Source organism: Undibacterium sp. KW1 (assembly GCF_009937955.1).
In the GTDB taxonomy this organism is placed as follows: domain Bacteria; phylum Pseudomonadota; class Gammaproteobacteria; order Burkholderiales; family Burkholderiaceae_D; genus Undibacterium.
Genome location: NZ_AP018439.1, coordinates 5,899,147 through 5,915,574, shown reverse-complemented (window position 1 = coordinate 5,915,574; position 16,428 = coordinate 5,899,147). Strand labels below are relative to the sequence as shown.

Below are 16,428 nucleotides of genomic sequence, written 5' to 3'. Positions count from 1 at the left end.
ATCAGGTAGCAAAAATCGGGTAGCAAAACAAGGCGCTGAGCTTACCAGTATTTTGGTAATTTGGCAGCGTCTCAGCACATTCGCGGCTGAAGTCAGCTGTTGGACAGGCGGCTGGCGGAATTGTTCTCGGATATTGGAGGCGTATTGATAAAGACAGGTTATAAATTGCGACATATTCATGAAATATCTTTAAATAGCCGGACAAACTGCCAAAATCTTGTGCAAAAACTTGCATGGCGCTGGTATTCGTAGAAAAATGAAACCGTACTTCTGTCCCAGACCGGAGTGACGGGAGAGATGTCAGCCCGGCAGCAATCGTCCCTTGCCCGTTTTAGCCCAGACTATGGAGCATCTGCAATGATGACCGTGCCCATCGTGATTGACTTTGAAGCCTCAGGCTTTGGCAAAGGTAGCTACCCTATCGAGGTAGGTTACTCGCGCCGCCATGGCGAAGGCTGGTGTACCCTCATCAGGCCTGAGTCTGACTGGCAGCACTGGGACATCCATGCAGCCCGCATACACCGCATTCCGCGCGAAATCCTCGTGGAGAGAGGCAAGTCAGCCAGTCTGGTGACCGAGCAACTGAATACCGAACTGGCTGGCATGACGGTATATACCGATGGCTGGACCCAGGATTATGTCTGGATGGCGCTCTTATATGATGCTGCCGACAGGGTGCCGAATTTTCGCCTGGCCGATTTGCGCGAAATCATCAGTCCACAGCAGGAAAGCCTGTGGCATGCCACCAAGGACCAGGTACAGGAAGACTTGAATATTTCGCGCCACCGGGCCAGCAATGATGCGCGGATTTTGCAGATGACCTGGTTGCGTACCTATGATGCCGTGCGTTGTCACGGTTGACAGACTTGCACTGACGCTGTTTGTCTTCTCGCAACATCCCTTAAAATAAATATCAAAATTATATTCAGACAGTGCAAAATACAGGCTTGCCTGAATTTCCCTGCGGGAAACCTGTTTGCACGGTCTGGAAATGCGAGGAGATGAGTGTTGAAAAAATGGATCATACGCCTGTTATTGCTGGTCATAGCCCTGATAGCGATCCTGGCAGCCTATCTCTTGCTGGCACCTGTGCCTATCAACCCGGTTGCCTGGCAGGCTACTCCGTTTGCCGGTTATTCACCACCGCATGCACGTAATGAAAAACTGGCGGCGCTAAAAACCATAGATATAGGCGAAGAAACCGGTCCCGAGCATATCGCCATGGGCCCGGACGGCAAACTATATGCCGCCGTCACCTCCGGTGCGATCTTGCGCATGCAGTCAGATGGCAGCCAGCGTGAAGTCTGGGTCAATACTGAGGGCAGGGTGCTGGGCTTTATGTTTGATGCTGCAGGCAATATGATTGCGGCAGATGCCTTTCGCGGCATACTCTCGATTTCACCAGACAAGCAAATCACTGTCCTCACTGACAAGATAGGCGACAGCCCCATCCTGTATGCCGATGCCGTTGTCGTTGCCAAATCCGGCAAGATTTATTTCACGGATGCCAGCCAGCGCTTTGGTGCCAAGGAATCTGGCGGCACCTTCCATGCCAGCGTACTCGACATCCTCGAACATTCAGCGACCGGGCGGGTGTTGGAATATGACCCCGCCACGAAACAGACGCGCCTGATTGCCGATGGGCTGTGCTTTGCCAATGGTCTGGCACTCAGTGCTGATGAACAAAGTCTCATCGTTGCTGAAACCGGTGAATACCGTATCTGGAAAATAGCGATCACTGCCAACTCCCTGCATATCAAAAACAAGCCGGATAAAAAACTGGCCACTATCCTGCTGCGTGATTTGCCCGGCTACCCCGACAATCTCATGCGTGGCCGTGATGGCCGTATCTGGCTGGGTCTGGCCAAGCCACGCGGTGCGGCGATTGATAATATGGCAGAGAAACCCTGGCTGCGCAGCATTACCCTGCGTCTGCCACGCGTATTGTGGCCAGTGCCACCAGCTTATGGTCATGTGCTGGCATTCAATGAGGCTGGCAAAATCGTCGCTGACTTGCAAGACCCGACCGGGCATTATCCAGAGACCACAGGCGTCACCGAGACCGAAGACCGCCTGTATATCCAGAGCCTGCATGCGCATGGCATAGGCTGGTTACCGAATCATCTGGTCAAGAAATGAAAAGCATGCCCGCCATCCCTGAGGTCGATGTACTCGTCATCGGTGGCGGTATCAATGGCGCTGGCATCGCCCGCGATGCAGCAGGGCGTGGCCTGAGTGTGCTGTTATGCGAAAAAGATGATCTGGCCTCGCATACTTCATCAGCGTCGACCAAGCTCATTCATGGTGGATTGCGTTATCTTGAATATTATGAATTTGGCCTGGTGCGCAAGGCCTTGCAGGAACGTGAAGTGCTCATGCGTTCTGCTCCGCATATCATCAGCCCTTTACGCTTTGTCATGCCACACGACAAAGGGCAGCGCCCGGCCTGGATGATACGGGCGGGCTTGTTCCTGTACGACCACCTGGCGAAACGTGAATTGCTGCCCGGTGCAGAATCCATCAATTTACAGAAACATATAGCTGGGCAACCTCTGCTGGCAGACTTTCGCCGTGGTTTTGCCTATTCTGATGGCTGGGTCAATGATGCCCGTCTGGTTGTGCTGAACGCCATTCAGGCGGCAGAAAAAGGGGCCAGCATCATGACGCGCACCCGCTGCGTGTCGGCCAGGCGGCAGGCGGAACACTGGCTGGTGCAATTACAAAAGGCTGATGGCAGCATGATGATGGTGCAAAGCCGCAGCCTCGTGAATGCCAGCGGCCCCTGGGCCATCAACACCTTGCAGCAGGTCCTGCATCAGGGCGCAGTCCAGCATTTGCGTCTCATCAAGGGTAGCCATATCGTCGTGCAGCGCCTGTTTCATCACCCTTATGCGTATATCTTCCAGCATCCTGATGGCCGTATCGTATTTGCCATACCTTATGAGCAGGACTTTACCCTGATCGGCACGACCGACCTGGATTACCAGGGTTCGCTTGACGAAGTAGCGATCAGTGAAGCAGAAGTCGCCTATCTGTGTGAGCTGGCCAGTCATTACTTTACTCAGGCCATCGGCCCTGCCGATGTGTTGTGGTCATATTCAGGTGTACGCCCGCTGGTGGAAGAAACCGTGGGAACAGGCAAGGAAAAAGCCGCCGCCCTGACCCGCGATTACCGGCTGGAACTTGATACTGCCGGTGCACCGGTGCTGAACGTATTTGGTGGCAAAATCACCACTTACCGCAAACTGGCCGAAGAGGCCTTGTCCATGCTGGCACCCTTGCTGAATAATGCCAACTCTGCCTGGACAGAACATGCCTGCCTGCCAGGCGGTGATATTTATGGCGAAGTGCCAGAAAACCGCGCCGTCAGTGAATTTCACTTATTCATACAACAATGCCAGCAACAATATGCCTGGCTGCCACCGCACCTGGCAGAACGCTATGCCCACGCCTACGGCAGCCGCATACACGTCTTGCTTAAAGATAAATACTCACTGGCTGACATGGGCGAGATGCTGGTGCCGGGTCTCTACGTAGCAGAAGCGGCTTATCTGGTCAGGCATGAATGGGCACGCACCGTCGATGACATACTCTGGCGCCGTAGCCGGCTGGGCCTGCATTTGCTGGGTGAAGACAGCAGTCATTTGCAGGAATGGCTGGACCGGCATATTGCGCAAATCCAGCCAGCTGTTCTCTAGCCGCTATCAGCCTGACATTCAGCCTGACACGCAGATGTCATGGCAAACTACTATCATCCTCGTTTCCTGGTGCAGCATACGGCTGCTGACTATCCCCAAGTTTCGCAGTTTATCCCCAGAAATTTGCGCACTGTCGCAAGTCTGTGGCTAGCTTTCCTGGCTTTGCTTATTCTGATCATACCAAATCAAAAACGGGAGATGGCCATGAACAAGACTGCATATATGAATGCACTGCGCGAAGCCCTGGATGGCTTGCCCGCAAACGTCATTGAAGACACCATGTGGGAATATGAGCGCAAGTTCATTGATGCCATGGTGGCTGGCAAGTCTGAAGAAGAAATCGCTACGGGTTTGCCCAAGCCTGAACTGCTGGCGGCACAAAAGAAAGCCAGCACACGTTATCAGGCATTAAAAACGAATTTCAGCATAGGCAATGTGGCAGGTTTGCTGATCGCACTGATAGGCCTGATGATTTTCAACCTGTTCATGCTGATCCCGGCAGTGGCCTACTTCAGCCTGCTGTGCTCAGCCTATATAGTGGCCATGGTGATGTATGTGGCTGGCATAGGCATTACTGCAGCCAGCATCTCTGGTGTTGAGCAGTTCAGCTTTGATATCCCCGTTGGCAGGCACCATGTACATAATCATAACGATAGTCATCGTATCCGCAATCACAATGTCAGGGTGGATGTGACAGAAACAGGTATCCTCATTGATGGTGAAAAACAGGATGAACATGGCCAGGCGGCAGCTTCGGTATCCGCCGCACCGGTAACGGCATCTGCGGCTTCGGCTACATCAGCTGCTTCAGTTACTTCAGCAACGGCCTCAGCCGCCTCGGCAACTGCGGTTACCCGGACTGTCAGCACAGAAAGCCAGACAGAAAAACTGCATATAGAGCTTGGTAATCACTTTTCCGGCACCAAGTTATTCTCAGGCCTGGGTTTGCTGCTGGCTTCGATTGCCCTGATGATGTTGAGCATGTTCATGACCAAATACACTTTCATCGGCTTCAAGCATTATTTGCGCTGGAACCTGTCGCAATTACAGCTGGCTCATGCAGCCTGATGAGTTCGCAGTTTTCGATTTTTAGTTTTACTTGGTTTTGTAGTTTCATTTAGCTTCAGGAGGAAAAAATGAAAAATATCATACGCACAGGCATAGGCATGTTGGGCCTGGCCGTAGTGTTGACCGCGTCAACCGTGGTTTTCATGAGGGCGCATGCCAGCAATGTCGTCAGTAGCGGTTCGGCGGCCAGTGAAGTCCGTCCCGTGACGGCATCCATTGTCAATATCGTGCTCAGCGGCCCTATAGACCTGGCACTGAAACAGGCGGCAACGCCAGAGTTGCTGGTCAAGGGCGATGCCAAGCTGGTGTCGCGGGTGACCACCAGGCTGGAGGGCAATACCTTGTTTGTCGGTACCCGTGGTATCTATATCTCCGTCGGCAAGACTGAGCAAACCAGGATAGAACTGAGTTTGCCCGGCCTGGAAAAACTGCAGACTTCTGGTAGCGGTGACGCCGTCATCAAAGGATTCAAGGGCAATAAACTCGAAGTAAGCCTGCAAGGCTCAGGCAATATCAATCTTGATGGCGACTACCAGCAAGTATTTGCCAGTCTGAATGGCAGCGGCGACCTGAACCTGGGCCTGGGTAATAGTGAGTTGCTGGAGCTCACTTCCAACGGCTCTGGTGACAGCATCCTCAAAGGCCAGGTCAAAAGCTTCACTGCCAGATTGTCGGGTTCCGGCGATTTGAAAGCATCTACACTCAAGAGTGCCGTGGTCAACCTGAATTCCATGGGCTCATCCAGCAGCAAGGTATTTGCCAGTCAGGAAATCAAGCTCAAAGTCACTGGCAGTGGCGATGTGCATGTGTCTGGCAACCCGGCGAAACGCAATGTAGAGCGCCATGGTTCTGCAGATGTGCATTGGGAGTAAGCAGCTTATCGCATGACAATCACATGATAATCAGGTGTTTTAATACAGGATAAACCCAAATTGGTGCAGCTTGAACTGTTGTTAATTGGTTCGTCTTAGTAGGTGTTGTTAAAAAGAATGAAATTTTCTACAGGAAATTTTTACTTGGGGAAAATTTTATTCTTTATATCATTCATTTTTATGCTTAATATTCGACGCTGAGTCCCTGGTACTGAAACTCTATTTATTTGGCGCTTTTTTCTGCAATAATCATTGCGCAGTTGTAAGTATTTGTTTCAATCGAAAAAATTAAAATTTGTGTGTGCGTTGTGTGTGCATGCAGATGTTTCTGACCAACCTGACCTGCCAAGAATCATGACTGCTACCAAAAGTAAGTGCCTTACCGCGTTATTTGTTGTGTTCAGCTTTATCAGTGCTGCTGCCGCGCAAGAAAATCCCATGCAGTTTCTAAGCCGTGCCAATGCCAAAGTGGCCAGGGCCGCGTCTTTGAAAAACCGCTGGGAAGGCCCAGATGATGGTCCTGCATTACATAAGAAAAAGAAAATCGTTTTCATCGCAGCAGACCTGGGTGATGCGGGCGTCAGCAGTGTATTTAACGGCGTGCGCGAAGCCAGCACCGCCGCAGGTTGGGAAGTCTTGCCTATTAACTGTCGTGGCCGTTGCAACCAGGGCGCATCCATCATCAGCCAGGCGCTGGACATGAAAGCCGATGGCATCATCCTGGCAGGGGTCGATGTCACCAGCCAGAGCAAGGGTATGGCAGCGGCAGTCAAGGCCAAGATCCCCGTGGTTGGCTGGCATGCCTCGGTCAAAAGCGGCCCGACTGACGGCCTGTTCACCAATATCGCCACCAATCCCAAAGAGGTTGGACAATTGGCTGCCCTGTATACGGTGGTCGATTCGAATAACAAGGCTGGCATCGTGGTCTTCACCGACTCAAGCAATCCTTTCCTGCTGGCCAAGTCCACGGCCATCGTAGAAACCATACGCCAATGCGAGGGTTGCAAATTACTCAGCCTCGAAGACGTGCCTCTGGCAGAGTCTCATATCAAGATGAAGGGTGTCGTCGAAAGCCTGGTCAAACGCTTTGGCGCGAAGTGGACCCACGTCATCGGCGTCAATGATTTCTATTTTGATCTGCTGGAAGTGCCAACAACAGCCAGCTTGGTTGCCAGCAATAAACTGGTTGCTGTCGCTGCTGGTGATGGCTCGCCAACTGCCTACAAGCGCATACGTGCCAACAGCCTGCAGACTGCAACCGTGCCTGAACCCTTAAGCATGCATGCCTGGCAAATCGTCGATGAACTGAACCGTGCTTTCTCGAATGCCGAGCATAGTAACTATGTAAGCGCCCTGCATCTGGTGACGGCGCAGAATATTGCGTATGACGGCGGACAAAAGAATATGTTTGAGCCGGCAAATGACTTCCGGACTCACTATCAAAAGTTCTGGTCAAAATAGGCCTGATTAAGCTACTGCGCGGCCTTATTTTTAGCCTGCGGGTTGGTAAATTCGTCACCGTACTAAAGTACGATTGCGCTTCTTAACTCAAACTAAGGCCGCTCGCTACGCTTACTCAGACCTATTTAAAGACTGCTAAGTGTTTAAGCCGGATTTCCGGCTTTTGTTTTTTCTATGCTCTTTGGGTTACTGCTGCCAGGATGTTCTCTGGGACTGATTTGTCGATGTACATGCGTTGGTCGGCGGTTTGCATGAGTTTGTCGGCGCTGCGGCCGTCGGTGGGGAACAGGGCGCTGCCGAGGGCGGCTTCGATCTCTATGGTGTTTCCCTGTATGGTGCAGGGACCTTCGAGTATTTTTTTCAGGCGCAGCAGGGTGCTGTCCAGTTGGGATTCCTGGTTGACACCAAAGGTCAGGGCGACGAATTCATCGCCGCCTATGCGGCCGACAAAATCGGCGTGGCGGCAAAAGCTTTTGAGGCGTTTGGCCACTTCCTTGAGCAGCAGGTCACCGGCCTGATGGCCAAAGCGGTCATTGACCGACTTGAAATGGTTCAGGTCTATCAGGATAAAGCCAAAGCCTTGCTGGTTGCGCCCGCTCTGGGCAATCGCCTTGTCCAGCATTTCATCGACATGACGGCGGTTAGGCAAACCGGTGAGTACATCTTCCCTGGCCATTTCCAGTATGCTTTTCTGGGCCCGCAGGTTGCAGCAGACGCTGACGCCATAAGTCCAGCCCAGCAGGCACAGCACCACGATAAGATAAATAAAATTCAATAAGGGATGTTTGGCCAGTTCAGCATTGTTGTTGGAAATGAAAGCCAGATGCCAGCGCATGATAAAACCTATCGCCATGATGCTCAGGGAAATTGCACCTATGCAGGCAGCCAGCAAGTCGAGGTCACGGGTTTTCCAGATCAGGATAAAAGCCGTACCCAGCATCAGACTGGCAGCAATAACGTCATGGAACAGATAACGGCGTATCATATCGTCCCGGTTGAGGAAAGCCAGCAGGATGAACGCCGGGATCAGTACCAGGCCCCAGCGCCAGCGTACCTGGGATGGATAGCCGCGAAAACGCAGGGTGCCTTCCAGCATCAGCAAGGTGGTGGTCAGGGTCAGGGAATTATTGAAAGCAACGATCAAAGACATGGGGATGTCGATGATGGGGATCAGGCGTATCAGTAAAAAAGCCGGTGCGACCATCGATGCCGCTGCCGCCCAGACACCGGTGCCGGGTATGTCGCGGTTGATATGCCAAACCGCCAGCATGACCAGCATGGAAATCACGCTGATACAAGCAACCACTAAATCTAGCGTAGCACGATCCAGATTGACCATAGGGGTACCTGGTTGTAACTTCTGGTGAATTCAGGCAGATACACATCAGCTTTGCTTGCAGGGACTGGTGCCGGGAAGCAGTACCTGCAAAACCATATTATGACGCAAACTTATGCAAACAAAAGCGAGTAATTATCATCCTCCACAAGCCAGCAGCGTTGCCGTTATCGGTGCCGGGCCAGCAGGCCTGATGGCTGCCGAAACCCTGGCCCTGCGGGGCATCGCTGTCGATGTCTATGATGCCATGCCTTCGGCAGGACGCAAGTTTTTAATGGCAGGCAAAGGGGGCATGAACCTCACACATTCTGAAAATTCTGTCTCTTTCATGACACGGTATGCCGAGCGTGAAACCCAGCTTACCCCCATGATCAGTCAGTTTGATGCAACAGCCTTGCGTGCCTGGGTCAAGGACCTGGGAATTGAAACCTATGTAGGCAGTTCTGGCCGGGTGTTCCCGGTTGATATGAAGGCCGCCCCCCTGTTGCGTGCCTGGCTGCACCGGCTACGCCAGCAAGGTGTCCGCTTTCACATGCGGCATCGCTGGCTGGGCTGGGATGAGCAAGGCCAGTTACGCTTTGCCACTCCGGATGGGGAAACCTGCCTGCCTGCCAGGGCACAGGTATTTGCACTTGGTGGTGGCAGCTGGGCCAGGCTGGGATCGGACGGTGCCTGGGTAAGCCTGCTCAGGCAGCGTGGTATGGATGTCGCAGATTTGCAGCCCGCCAACTGTGGCTTTGATCTGGACTGGAGCACATTTTTCAAGGACAAGTTCGCCGGGCAGCCTTTGCTTACAGTGGCAGCCAGGGTAAAACACAGTACTCAGCCCATGCGCAAGGGGCAGTTTGTCATCACCTCTACAGGCGTAGAAGGCAGCCTGATTTATGCGCTCTCTGCTGCGCTGCGTCAGCAATTGCATAGCCAGAGCAAGGCAGTGCTGGAGCTGGATTTATTGCCAGACACGCCGCTGGAAAAAGTGCTGACAGAGCTTGAGCATCCGCGCGGTTCACGTTCGCTTTCCAGTCATTTGAAAAGCCGTCTGGGTCTTGATGCATTAAAAATGTCCTTGCTGCATGAATGCCTGGATAAAACAGAGTTCAGCCAGCCACAGTTATTGGCACAGGCCATCAAGGCCTTGCCAGTTGTGCTCAAGGCTACCCGCCCCATCGATGAAGCGATCAGCAGCGCCGGTGGCCTGCGCTTTGAAGCCCTCGATGAAAATCTCATGGCGCGACAGTATCCCGGCCTGTTTTTTGCTGGTGAAATGCTGGACTGGGAAGCGCCCACTGGTGGTTACTTGCTGACCGCCTGCTTTGCAACTGCAAGAGTTGCAGCATGCGGAGTGATTGACTGGCTTGCAAACAATGTTAATTAAGGCATCTTGGTTCTGCTCATAAAGGGAGAAGACTGTACAATACAGTTTCCGTATCGCATTATTTCCTCTATTTTAAGTTAGTTCTACATGTATTTTTCAGTATGAGTGAGTCCCGAGCATCAGTGCGCACCAACGTTACCTGGCGCGGAGCAATTCAGGTAATGCCTGGCAAAATTGTTCCTGCCAAGATCATCAACTTTTCTGGAACTGGCATTCAACTACAATGCAGTGTCGCTCTCAAAGAAAAGACAACTTACCAGATGATGATGGAGGTACCGAGCCCTGGCGATGCGTCACGTCGTACACAGGTCGTTTGCAAGGCAACTTGTATTTACTCCATACTTAGTGGGAACGAATATCGCGCTGGCATGAAATATTTTGAAGTGCATGAACAACACAGGGAATTGTTGGCAGCATGGCACGGCTAGTGCCTTAGTGCATTGATACTCGGTTGCAAGTGTCCCTCATGTTATCTCTCAATTTTGCCGCTCCAAACGTAGTATCTTCGTTAGCGGCGCCTGGTTTTTTAGTTTTGAAACATCGACTAAGTGCCTCTTCGAGCATGCATTGATTGCTTGTGATATAAACAGTTTTTGTCACAAATTTTTGTTTGCCATGTCACCAAACTCTGTATTGCCCGAAACCGCCCAGCGCGTTGCCCAATTACTGCACAGCCTCGGGCATGACCAGACTGTGGTCATGTTGCCGGAAACCGGCAAGACTTCTGCCGAGGCCGCAGCAGGCCTGGGTTGTCAGGTTGCCGAAATCGCCAAATCCATCGTCTTCCGCCGTCTGGCCGATGACGTTGCCGTCATGGTCGTTGCCAGCGGCATCAACCGCGTCGATGAACACAAGGTTGCGGCCATCGTTGGCCCGCTGGGCAAGGCTGATGCACGCTTCGTCAAGGAAAAAATCGGTTATGCCATAGGCGGCGTCTGCCCTATCGGCCACGTAGAAAAAACCGTCATGCTCATCGATGAAGACTTGCTGCAATACCCGCATGTGTGGGCGGCTGCCGGTCATCCACATGCAGTCTTCAGACTGACGCCTGAGCAATTGAAAAACATGACAGGTGCACCTGTCGCTGATGTGGCTTTGCGCGCATGAATATCCTGTATGAATTTGACCCGGCCCAGTTTGTCATGAAGCCTGGTGCGACCGTGCCTTCACCCTGCGTGAATATCTGCCGCATGGATGAGAAGACAGGCTTGTGCACAGGCTGCTATCGCAACATCGATGAAATCATTTGCTGGAGCAAGGCAGACAATCACAAGAAGCTGGAAATCTGGGATCTGGTGCAGCAAAGAATGCTGCCTTGAGTAGTGCTTAAGGCGCGCACATGCCCTCACGAAAGGATAATGAGTGAAACAACTGGACTGGTATTTCGATTTTATTTCTCCTTTCGCTTATTTGCAGAGTGAAATGCTGCATCAATTGCAAGGCGTGTCGCAGATCAATTACCGCCCGGTTTTATTTGCTGGTCTGCTCAATCACTGGGATAACAAGGGCCCGGCAGAAATCGCACCCAAACGCCAGTGGACCTTTGAGCACTGTACCTGGCTGGCACACAAGCATGGTATCCCTTTGCGCATGCTGCCTGAGCATCCCTTTAATCCCCTGCCTTTGTTACGTCTGTGCCTGGCTCTGGGCAGTACGCAAGCCGTGGTACACCGGCTATTTCGCTTTGTCTGGCGCGATGGTCATATACCGGCGCAGCCAGAACACTGGCAAGCCCTGCTGGATGAATTGCAAGTGACGCCAGCCATGCTCGATGATACTGCCGTCAAGGAGGCATTAAAACGCAATGGTGAACTGGCCATCGCTACCCGCGTATTTGGCGTACCGACCGCCGTCGTTGATGGCCGCTGTTTCTGGGGGCTCGATAGTACAGACATGTTGCAGGCTTATCTGCAAGGCGATGCCTTCTTCGCATCGGCAGAACTGGCAGCCGCGCAAAGCATGCCTTATGGCCAGCAGCGCAAGATAGCAGGTAAAACATGATGCGACTGCCTGACTGCATGCAAGTATTTGAACGGGGCTGGTTGTCTTCGAATAATATCCTGTTCATTGATGAGCAGCAGACCGCTCTGGTTGATAGTGGCTACTTCAGCCATGCTGCACAGACCATGGCGCTGATACAACATGCCCTGAATGGCCGTAAGCTCGATTTGCTGGTCAATACCCATCTGCATTCCGACCACTGCGGTGGCAATGCCCGCCTGCAACGTCACTACGGCTGCCGCACCCTGATTCCGGTTGCTGATACGCCTGCAGTGGCTGCCTGGGATGAAGCGGCACTGACTTATGTTGCGACGGGCCAGCGCTGCGAGCGCTTCAGTTTTGATGCAGCAATACAGCATGGCGATGAATTGCAACTAGGCGGCATGGGCTGGCAGGTCATGGCTGCGCCTGGACATGATCCGCATTCCATGATCCTGTACTGCGCACAGGAAGGCATACTGATTTCTGCCGACGCCCTGTGGGAAAACGGCTTTGGCGTGATCTTCCCTGAGCTTGAAGGTGAATCCGGTTTTGCCGAACAGGCGGCGATATTGCAAGTCATACGTGAACTCAATCCACGCATCGTCATCCCCGGCCATGGCCGGGCTTTTGACGATGTGACGGCAGCCTTGCAAAGGGCAGAATCACGGCTCGACTATTTGCGTACCGACCCGCGCCGCAACGCCCGCAATGCAGTCAAGGTCATGCTGGCTTTTATCTTGCTGGAGTCACAGCAAATGAGTCTCGCTACCGCCATCACACAACTCGGCGGCACACGTACCATCACTTCTTCTGCCAGCCTGCTGGGTATAGAGCCGCATGCGCTGATACCGCAAATGGCTGATGAACTGGTCAGGGCAGGTGCTGCAAGGCTGGAAGGCGATATGCTGATCAGCGCACGATAGTCCACTCAATTAAATCGACACTGGAAATACCATGCTGCATCACATCTCTCTGGGTGTCCGCGATCTTGCGTTGGCTGGCGCATTTTACGATGCCGCCCTTGCTGCCCTCGGTTACCGCCGCGTGTTTGAAGACGACACTGCAATAGGCTATGGCCTGTACGATGATGAAGATATCCTGTGCCTTAAATTGAGGCCAGACGCGAGCCCGCCGGGCCCGGGTTTTCACCTGGCGTTTACTGCCAGCACGCGCAAGGCAGTTGATCTTTTCCATGCGGCGGCACTGGCCATCGCTGGTAATGATAATGGCGCACCGGGTTTGCGCCCTGATTATGGCGAGTATTACTATGCTGCGTTTTTGATTGACCCGGATGGTCATCACATAGAGGCAGTGACCAAGGTCACAGAATAAAGCATGACGCCTACGGTATACATACGGCCTGCCACACAAGATGATGCGCTTTGTCTATCCGTGCTGGCAACCCAGGTTTTTCTTGATACCTATGCGACTACCGGCATACGGCCAGCAATAGCAAGAGAGGTGCTGCAATCATTCTCGATAGCTGCCATCGCCAGCCTGCTGGACTTGCCTGGCACTTTCTTTCATGTCGCCGAACGTGGTGGGCATCTACTGGGATTTTCCCAGATCACTGTAGGGCGCAGGCCCTCACTGGCAGCGCGTGCAGTTCCCAACTGGACTATGCGTATGCTCATTTCTCTCTCCTCATCTGGAGCCGGACAGGGTAGCAAAGAATAAAAATAAACCTGCGGCCTGCCTGGCCATACCTGGTGCTGATTGATTATAGTGCCTGATTTTTCAATCCCAATACTTCGATTTTTTCTATACTGGGCGGGCTGGTAAATAATTCTTCAGCCTTTGCCATCAAGGCTTGTGCAATCGGCCCTTGCAGATGTGCCTGGCGACCAGCTTCCGTCTCAAACGCATCAAAGACACCGAAAACATTGTCAGACAATTGCAGGGCAAACCAGATGGGGGTCGTGCTTTCCTGATTGGCCAGGGCCAGACCCATTTCCAGAAAGGCGGCGACATCGGCAGCTTTGCCGGGTTTGGCTTCAAAGCGGGCGAACAGGGCGTGCTTGATCATGATTTTTCTCCTTGTGCTTGTATCCATATTTGCATCGCAGGATTGCGATGAAGAGAGACTTTACAGATCAACGCACTTCATCGATACTGGCGCGATTGACATCTTTGGTATGAATCCTGCCACAACCTCATTTGACATTACGATGAACATCAGCATCCTCGCCCTTGATGGCGTTTTCGATACCGGCCTGTCCATCGTCCTTGATGCACTGACGACGGCGAATGAATTATCGTCTTTGCAGGCCAACCCGGCGCCACCCTTTAAAGTATCTTTGGTCGGCACGCGGCGGCGTGTGCAAACTGCACAAGGTATGAGTGCGACGGTAGCGCGGGCAGATGAAGTGCCTGCACCAGATCTGGTCATCGTCCCTGCGCTGGGTTACAAAATGCCGGATACCCTGATGCAGGCGCTGGCACGCCCTGATGTGAAAGACGCGAGTGTGGCCCTGCGCGACTGGGCAGATGATGGCGTGCGTATCGCTGCGGCCTGCATAGGCACCTTTGTGTTGGCAGAAAGTGGTGTGCTTGACGAGCAGGACGCGACGACTACCTGGTGGCTCAATCCCTTGTTCCGCCAGCGTTATCCAGGCGTGCGCCTGGACACCAGTCACATGATAGTCCAGTCTGGCCAGTTCCTGACTGCAGGTGCAGCCTTCAGCCATATGGACATGATGCTGTGGCTGATACGCCAGAGCAATCCTGAACTGGCAAATTTGGTCGCCAGTTATCTGGTCGTCGATAGCCGCCCTTCACAAACGGCCTACATCATTTCTGACCATCTGGCCCATGCTGATCCCATGGTGGAACGCTTCGACCGCTGGGCGCGCGGTCATCTTGACCAGGGCTTTAACCTGGATGAGGCAGCCGCTGCACTGGCGACCAGCAAGCGTACACTGGCGCGGCGTATTCATGAAGTATTGGGCAAGACGCCTGTGTCCTACGTGCAGGATTTGCGCATAGAAAAAGCGGTGCATTTGTTGAAGACATCCAATCATAGCGTGGAGCAGATTGCGGGGCTGGTGGGGTATGCGGATGGGGTGACTTTGCGGACTTTGTTGAGGCGGAGGTTGGGGAAGGGGATACGGGAGATCAGGGTAGGGTGAGGGGTTTGCTGCTCGCTCATCGCCTCGACGATATGCGCCCGAGCCAACGGCACTTTGATTTACGGACAATCCTCGCTACGTCATTCCAGCATGCCTTTAGCTGGAATCCACCGGGCTGGCGCTCCAGTGGCGTTCTTGGCATACCATATCGCTTTTTTATGTCGTACTTTGAATAAAACAATTGCCCTTCGTGGACACAAGCCGGGTTTCGGCCCGGCAGCCGAAATTCTTTCTTTGCGTCGCCAAAGAAAGAATTCAAAGAAAGGCGACCCAGGCGTAGCCGCCCCTAAAGGGGTTCCCATTTGTGCAATACAAAAAATGGGAAGGCCCGAAACTCGCCTGCGGCTCAAACAGCGGTCCTTCTTAATCCATTTTCTGTACCGCACAAATGGCGGCTACACATGGGAACTGCAAAAGTCAAAAGCAACCCCAACGTCAAAAGCAACCCTGCACGGCATTTAATCGTAGGTTGGGCTACGCTTCATCAGCCCAACACTGTGCCTAAAAACAACGTAAATATTGAGCAAAATTTATACTAACATTTTGGGATATCTTTACTTCGTGCTTACGAGTCAATTCTGATGAAACTACCCCCTCACTTCAAATGATAAGCTGCCTCAGAAAACGAACTAACCGGCGCCAGATCCGCATACTCCGTAGGCCTGCCTTGCTGCTTCGCCATGAAAGCCTCCATCAAATTACTGCTTTGCCAGATACCTGATTGCAACCAGCCCATTTGTTGCAGGGCGTCGTGGGTGCTGTGGTCGCGGGCGTAGTGGATGGCTTGTTTGCTGCCCCAGATCGCGACCGGGGGTTTTTCGGCGATTTCTGTGGCCATTTGCAGGGCATCTGCCAGCATGGCTTCCTGAGTGTCGAATACCTCATTGAGCAGGCCAACTGCCAGCGCGCGTTGTGCGGGCAGGCGGCGGCCGGTGTAGGCCATTTCGTGGACTATGCCTTCGGGGATGAGCTTGGGCAGGCGTTGTAAAGTACCCAGGTCAGCGGTCATGCCTATGTTGATTTCCTGTATGCAGAAAAAAGCATCACTGCTGGCCAGGCGTATGTCGCTGGCGCAGATCATATCGACGCCGCCGCCTATGCAGCCACCGTGGATGGCTGTGATGACAGGCATGCGCAGGGATTCGATGAGGTTGAAGGCATGATGCATGTCTTTCAGCGCCAGGGCGATATTGGCGCGGCCAACGGCGTTGGCATCATCAAGTGTGATGCCGCCGCCTGCGAAGACATCGAGTGCCATGCCAGCGGTAAAGTGTTTGCCAGTAGAAGAGATGATGAGCACGCGGGCATTTGCCTGATTTTGCAGGTTTTGCAAAATCTCTGTCAGCTCGCGAAAAAATACCGGTTGCATGGTGTTCAGCGTAGCCGGGCGGTTCAGGCGCAGGTGGGCGATTTTATTGCTGATACTGAAGTCAAAGCATTGATATGTCATGGTGTCTCCACAGGATTTTTAATTGCACGGTAAAATCATACTGGATATATACGTCCA

Annotated in this window: 20 protein-coding genes; 16 read left to right on the top strand and 4 right to left on the bottom strand. The window is 52.9% G+C overall.

The window, feature by feature from the left end:
• Position 1: 1 nt before the first annotated feature.
• Positions 2-235 carry a hypothetical protein gene (locus UNDKW_RS26705; RefSeq protein ID WP_162061239.1) on the bottom strand — a complete coding sequence of 78 codons (234 nt, stop codon included), beginning with the start codon at positions 233-235 and terminating at the stop codon, positions 2-4.
• Positions 236-357: 122 nt separating this feature from the next.
• Between UNDKW_RS26705 and UNDKW_RS26700 the strand changes: the two genes are divergently transcribed.
• The 6 genes from UNDKW_RS26700 (at position 358) to UNDKW_RS26675 (ending at position 7,099) form a co-directional block, all read left to right on the top strand.
• Complete coding sequence (locus UNDKW_RS26700) at positions 358-861, top strand: hypothetical protein (RefSeq protein ID WP_232063135.1); 504 nt, start codon at positions 358-360, stop codon at positions 859-861.
• 144 nt (positions 862-1,005) lie between these two features.
• Positions 1,006-2,139: an SMP-30/gluconolactonase/LRE family protein gene (locus tag UNDKW_RS26695; RefSeq protein ID WP_162061238.1), complete on the top strand. Its 1,134-nt coding sequence runs from the start codon at positions 1,006-1,008 to the stop codon at positions 2,137-2,139.
• A complete protein-coding gene (glpD, locus tag UNDKW_RS26690; protein WP_162061237.1) occupies positions 2,136-3,698 on the top strand; it encodes a glycerol-3-phosphate dehydrogenase in 1,563 nt (520 codons plus the stop codon). The genes UNDKW_RS26695 and glpD overlap by 4 nt, the downstream gene beginning before the upstream one ends.
• A 204-nt stretch (positions 3,699-3,902) precedes the next feature.
• Positions 3,903-4,766 (top strand): DUF1700 domain-containing protein, encoded by an 864-nt coding sequence (locus UNDKW_RS26685; protein WP_162061236.1) that lies wholly within the window; start codon positions 3,903-3,905, stop codon positions 4,764-4,766.
• Positions 4,767-4,834: 68 nt separating this feature from the next.
• On the top strand, positions 4,835-5,638 hold the full coding sequence (locus UNDKW_RS26680) for a head GIN domain-containing protein (protein ID WP_162061235.1): 804 nt from the start codon (positions 4,835-4,837) through the stop codon (positions 5,636-5,638).
• A 354-nt stretch (positions 5,639-5,992) separates the two neighbouring features.
• Entirely contained in the window at positions 5,993-7,099 is a 1,107-nt protein-coding gene (locus UNDKW_RS26675; RefSeq protein ID WP_162061234.1) for a substrate-binding domain-containing protein, read from the top strand.
• A 172-nt stretch (positions 7,100-7,271) separates the two neighbouring features.
• Here UNDKW_RS26675 and UNDKW_RS26670 read toward each other — a convergent pair whose 3' ends face one another.
• Positions 7,272-8,438 (bottom strand): diguanylate cyclase, encoded by a 1,167-nt coding sequence (locus tag UNDKW_RS26670; protein ID WP_162061233.1) that lies wholly within the window; start codon positions 8,436-8,438, stop codon positions 7,272-7,274.
• 112 nt (positions 8,439-8,550) lie between these two features.
• Here UNDKW_RS26670 and UNDKW_RS26665 point away from each other — a divergent pair, with 112 nt between their 5' ends.
• From UNDKW_RS26665 to UNDKW_RS26630, 8 genes are all read left to right on the top strand, one after another.
• Positions 8,551-9,810 (top strand): TIGR03862 family flavoprotein, encoded by a 1,260-nt coding sequence (locus UNDKW_RS26665; protein ID WP_162061232.1) that lies wholly within the window; start codon positions 8,551-8,553, stop codon positions 9,808-9,810.
• 122 nt (positions 9,811-9,932) lie between these two features.
• Entirely contained in the window at positions 9,933-10,238 is a 306-nt protein-coding gene (locus tag UNDKW_RS26660; RefSeq protein ID WP_162061231.1) for a hypothetical protein, read from the top strand.
• Positions 10,239-10,425: 187 nt separating this feature from the next.
• Positions 10,426-10,917 carry a YbaK/EbsC family protein gene (locus tag UNDKW_RS26655; protein WP_162061230.1) on the top strand — a complete coding sequence of 164 codons (492 nt, stop codon included), beginning with the start codon at positions 10,426-10,428 and terminating at the stop codon, positions 10,915-10,917.
• On the top strand, positions 10,914-11,129 hold the full coding sequence (locus tag UNDKW_RS26650; RefSeq protein WP_232063134.1) for a DUF1289 domain-containing protein: 216 nt from the start codon (positions 10,914-10,916) through the stop codon (positions 11,127-11,129). Before UNDKW_RS26655 ends, UNDKW_RS26650 begins: the two co-directional genes overlap by 4 nt.
• A 43-nt stretch (positions 11,130-11,172) precedes the next feature.
• Positions 11,173-11,811: a 2-hydroxychromene-2-carboxylate isomerase gene (locus UNDKW_RS26645; RefSeq protein WP_162061229.1), complete on the top strand. Its 639-nt coding sequence runs from the start codon at positions 11,173-11,175 to the stop codon at positions 11,809-11,811.
• On the top strand, positions 11,808-12,716 hold the full coding sequence (locus UNDKW_RS26640) for an MBL fold metallo-hydrolase (protein ID WP_162061228.1): 909 nt from the start codon (positions 11,808-11,810) through the stop codon (positions 12,714-12,716). The genes UNDKW_RS26645 and UNDKW_RS26640 overlap by 4 nt, the downstream gene beginning before the upstream one ends.
• 31 nt (positions 12,717-12,747) lie before the next feature.
• Positions 12,748-13,125, top strand: a complete 378-nt coding sequence (locus tag UNDKW_RS26635; RefSeq protein ID WP_162061227.1) for a VOC family protein — start codon at positions 12,748-12,750, stop codon at positions 13,123-13,125.
• A 3-nt stretch (positions 13,126-13,128) separates the two neighbouring features.
• Complete coding sequence (locus UNDKW_RS26630) at positions 13,129-13,470, top strand: hypothetical protein (RefSeq protein WP_162061226.1); 342 nt, start codon at positions 13,129-13,131, stop codon at positions 13,468-13,470.
• 43 nt (positions 13,471-13,513) lie between these two features.
• Here the strand turns inward: UNDKW_RS26630 and UNDKW_RS26625 are convergent, their stop codons facing one another.
• Positions 13,514-13,819, bottom strand: coding sequence for a putative quinol monooxygenase (locus tag UNDKW_RS26625; protein WP_162061225.1), 306 nt, complete (start codon positions 13,817-13,819; stop codon positions 13,514-13,516).
• Positions 13,820-13,961: 142 nt separating this feature from the next.
• Here UNDKW_RS26625 and UNDKW_RS26620 point away from each other — a divergent pair, with 142 nt between their 5' ends.
• Both UNDKW_RS26620 and UNDKW_RS26615 read left to right on the top strand, forming a co-directional pair.
• The gene (locus UNDKW_RS26620; RefSeq protein WP_162061224.1) at positions 13,962-14,921 is read left to right on the top strand and encodes a GlxA family transcriptional regulator; all 960 of its coding nucleotides are present in this window, start codon (positions 13,962-13,964) and stop codon (positions 14,919-14,921) included.
• Positions 14,922-15,011: 90 nt separating this feature from the next.
• Entirely contained in the window at positions 15,012-15,383 is a 372-nt protein-coding gene (locus UNDKW_RS26615; protein WP_162061223.1) for a hypothetical protein, read from the top strand.
• Between the two features lie 133 nt (positions 15,384-15,516).
• On the opposite strand, the gene UNDKW_RS26610 is transcribed toward UNDKW_RS26615, so the two are convergent.
• A complete protein-coding gene (locus UNDKW_RS26610; RefSeq protein WP_162061222.1) occupies positions 15,517-16,371 on the bottom strand; it encodes an enoyl-CoA hydratase-related protein in 855 nt (284 codons plus the stop codon).
• Positions 16,372-16,428 lie beyond the last annotated feature (57 nt).

What these genes read in the sequence shown, in the direction of transcription:
- UNDKW_RS26705 (WP_162061239.1), bottom strand. Translation starts at nt 235, where the DNA reads ATGCAAGTTTTTGCACAAGATTTTGGCAGTTTGTCCGGCTATTTAAAG.
- UNDKW_RS26700 (WP_232063135.1), top strand. Translation starts at nt 358, where the DNA reads ATGATGACCGTGCCCATCGTGATTGACTTTGAAGCCTCAGGCTTTGGC.
- glpD (WP_162061237.1), top strand. Translation starts at nt 2,136, where the DNA reads ATGAAAAGCATGCCCGCCATCCCTGAGGTCGATGTACTCGTCATCGGT.
- UNDKW_RS26685 (WP_162061236.1), top strand. Translation starts at nt 3,903, where the DNA reads ATGAACAAGACTGCATATATGAATGCACTGCGCGAAGCCCTGGATGGC.
- UNDKW_RS26680 (WP_162061235.1), top strand. Translation starts at nt 4,835, where the DNA reads ATGAAAAATATCATACGCACAGGCATAGGCATGTTGGGCCTGGCCGTA.
- UNDKW_RS26675 (WP_162061234.1), top strand. Translation starts at nt 5,993, where the DNA reads ATGACTGCTACCAAAAGTAAGTGCCTTACCGCGTTATTTGTTGTGTTC.
- UNDKW_RS26670 (WP_162061233.1), bottom strand. Translation starts at nt 8,438, where the DNA reads ATGGTCAATCTGGATCGTGCTACGCTAGATTTAGTGGTTGCTTGTATC.
- UNDKW_RS26665 (WP_162061232.1), top strand. Translation starts at nt 8,551, where the DNA reads ATGCAAACAAAAGCGAGTAATTATCATCCTCCACAAGCCAGCAGCGTT.
- UNDKW_RS26655 (WP_162061230.1), top strand. Translation starts at nt 10,426, where the DNA reads ATGTCACCAAACTCTGTATTGCCCGAAACCGCCCAGCGCGTTGCCCAA.
- UNDKW_RS26650 (WP_232063134.1), top strand. Translation starts at nt 10,914, where the DNA reads ATGAATATCCTGTATGAATTTGACCCGGCCCAGTTTGTCATGAAGCCT.
- UNDKW_RS26640 (WP_162061228.1), top strand. Translation starts at nt 11,808, where the DNA reads ATGATGCGACTGCCTGACTGCATGCAAGTATTTGAACGGGGCTGGTTG.
- UNDKW_RS26635 (WP_162061227.1), top strand. Translation starts at nt 12,748, where the DNA reads ATGCTGCATCACATCTCTCTGGGTGTCCGCGATCTTGCGTTGGCTGGC.
- UNDKW_RS26630 (WP_162061226.1), top strand. Translation starts at nt 13,129, where the DNA reads ATGACGCCTACGGTATACATACGGCCTGCCACACAAGATGATGCGCTT.
- UNDKW_RS26625 (WP_162061225.1), bottom strand. Translation starts at nt 13,819, where the DNA reads ATGATCAAGCACGCCCTGTTCGCCCGCTTTGAAGCCAAACCCGGCAAA.
- UNDKW_RS26620 (WP_162061224.1), top strand. Translation starts at nt 13,962, where the DNA reads ATGAACATCAGCATCCTCGCCCTTGATGGCGTTTTCGATACCGGCCTG.
- UNDKW_RS26615 (WP_162061223.1), top strand. Translation starts at nt 15,012, where the DNA reads ATGCCTTTAGCTGGAATCCACCGGGCTGGCGCTCCAGTGGCGTTCTTG.
- UNDKW_RS26610 (WP_162061222.1), bottom strand. Translation starts at nt 16,371, where the DNA reads ATGACATATCAATGCTTTGACTTCAGTATCAGCAATAAAATCGCCCAC.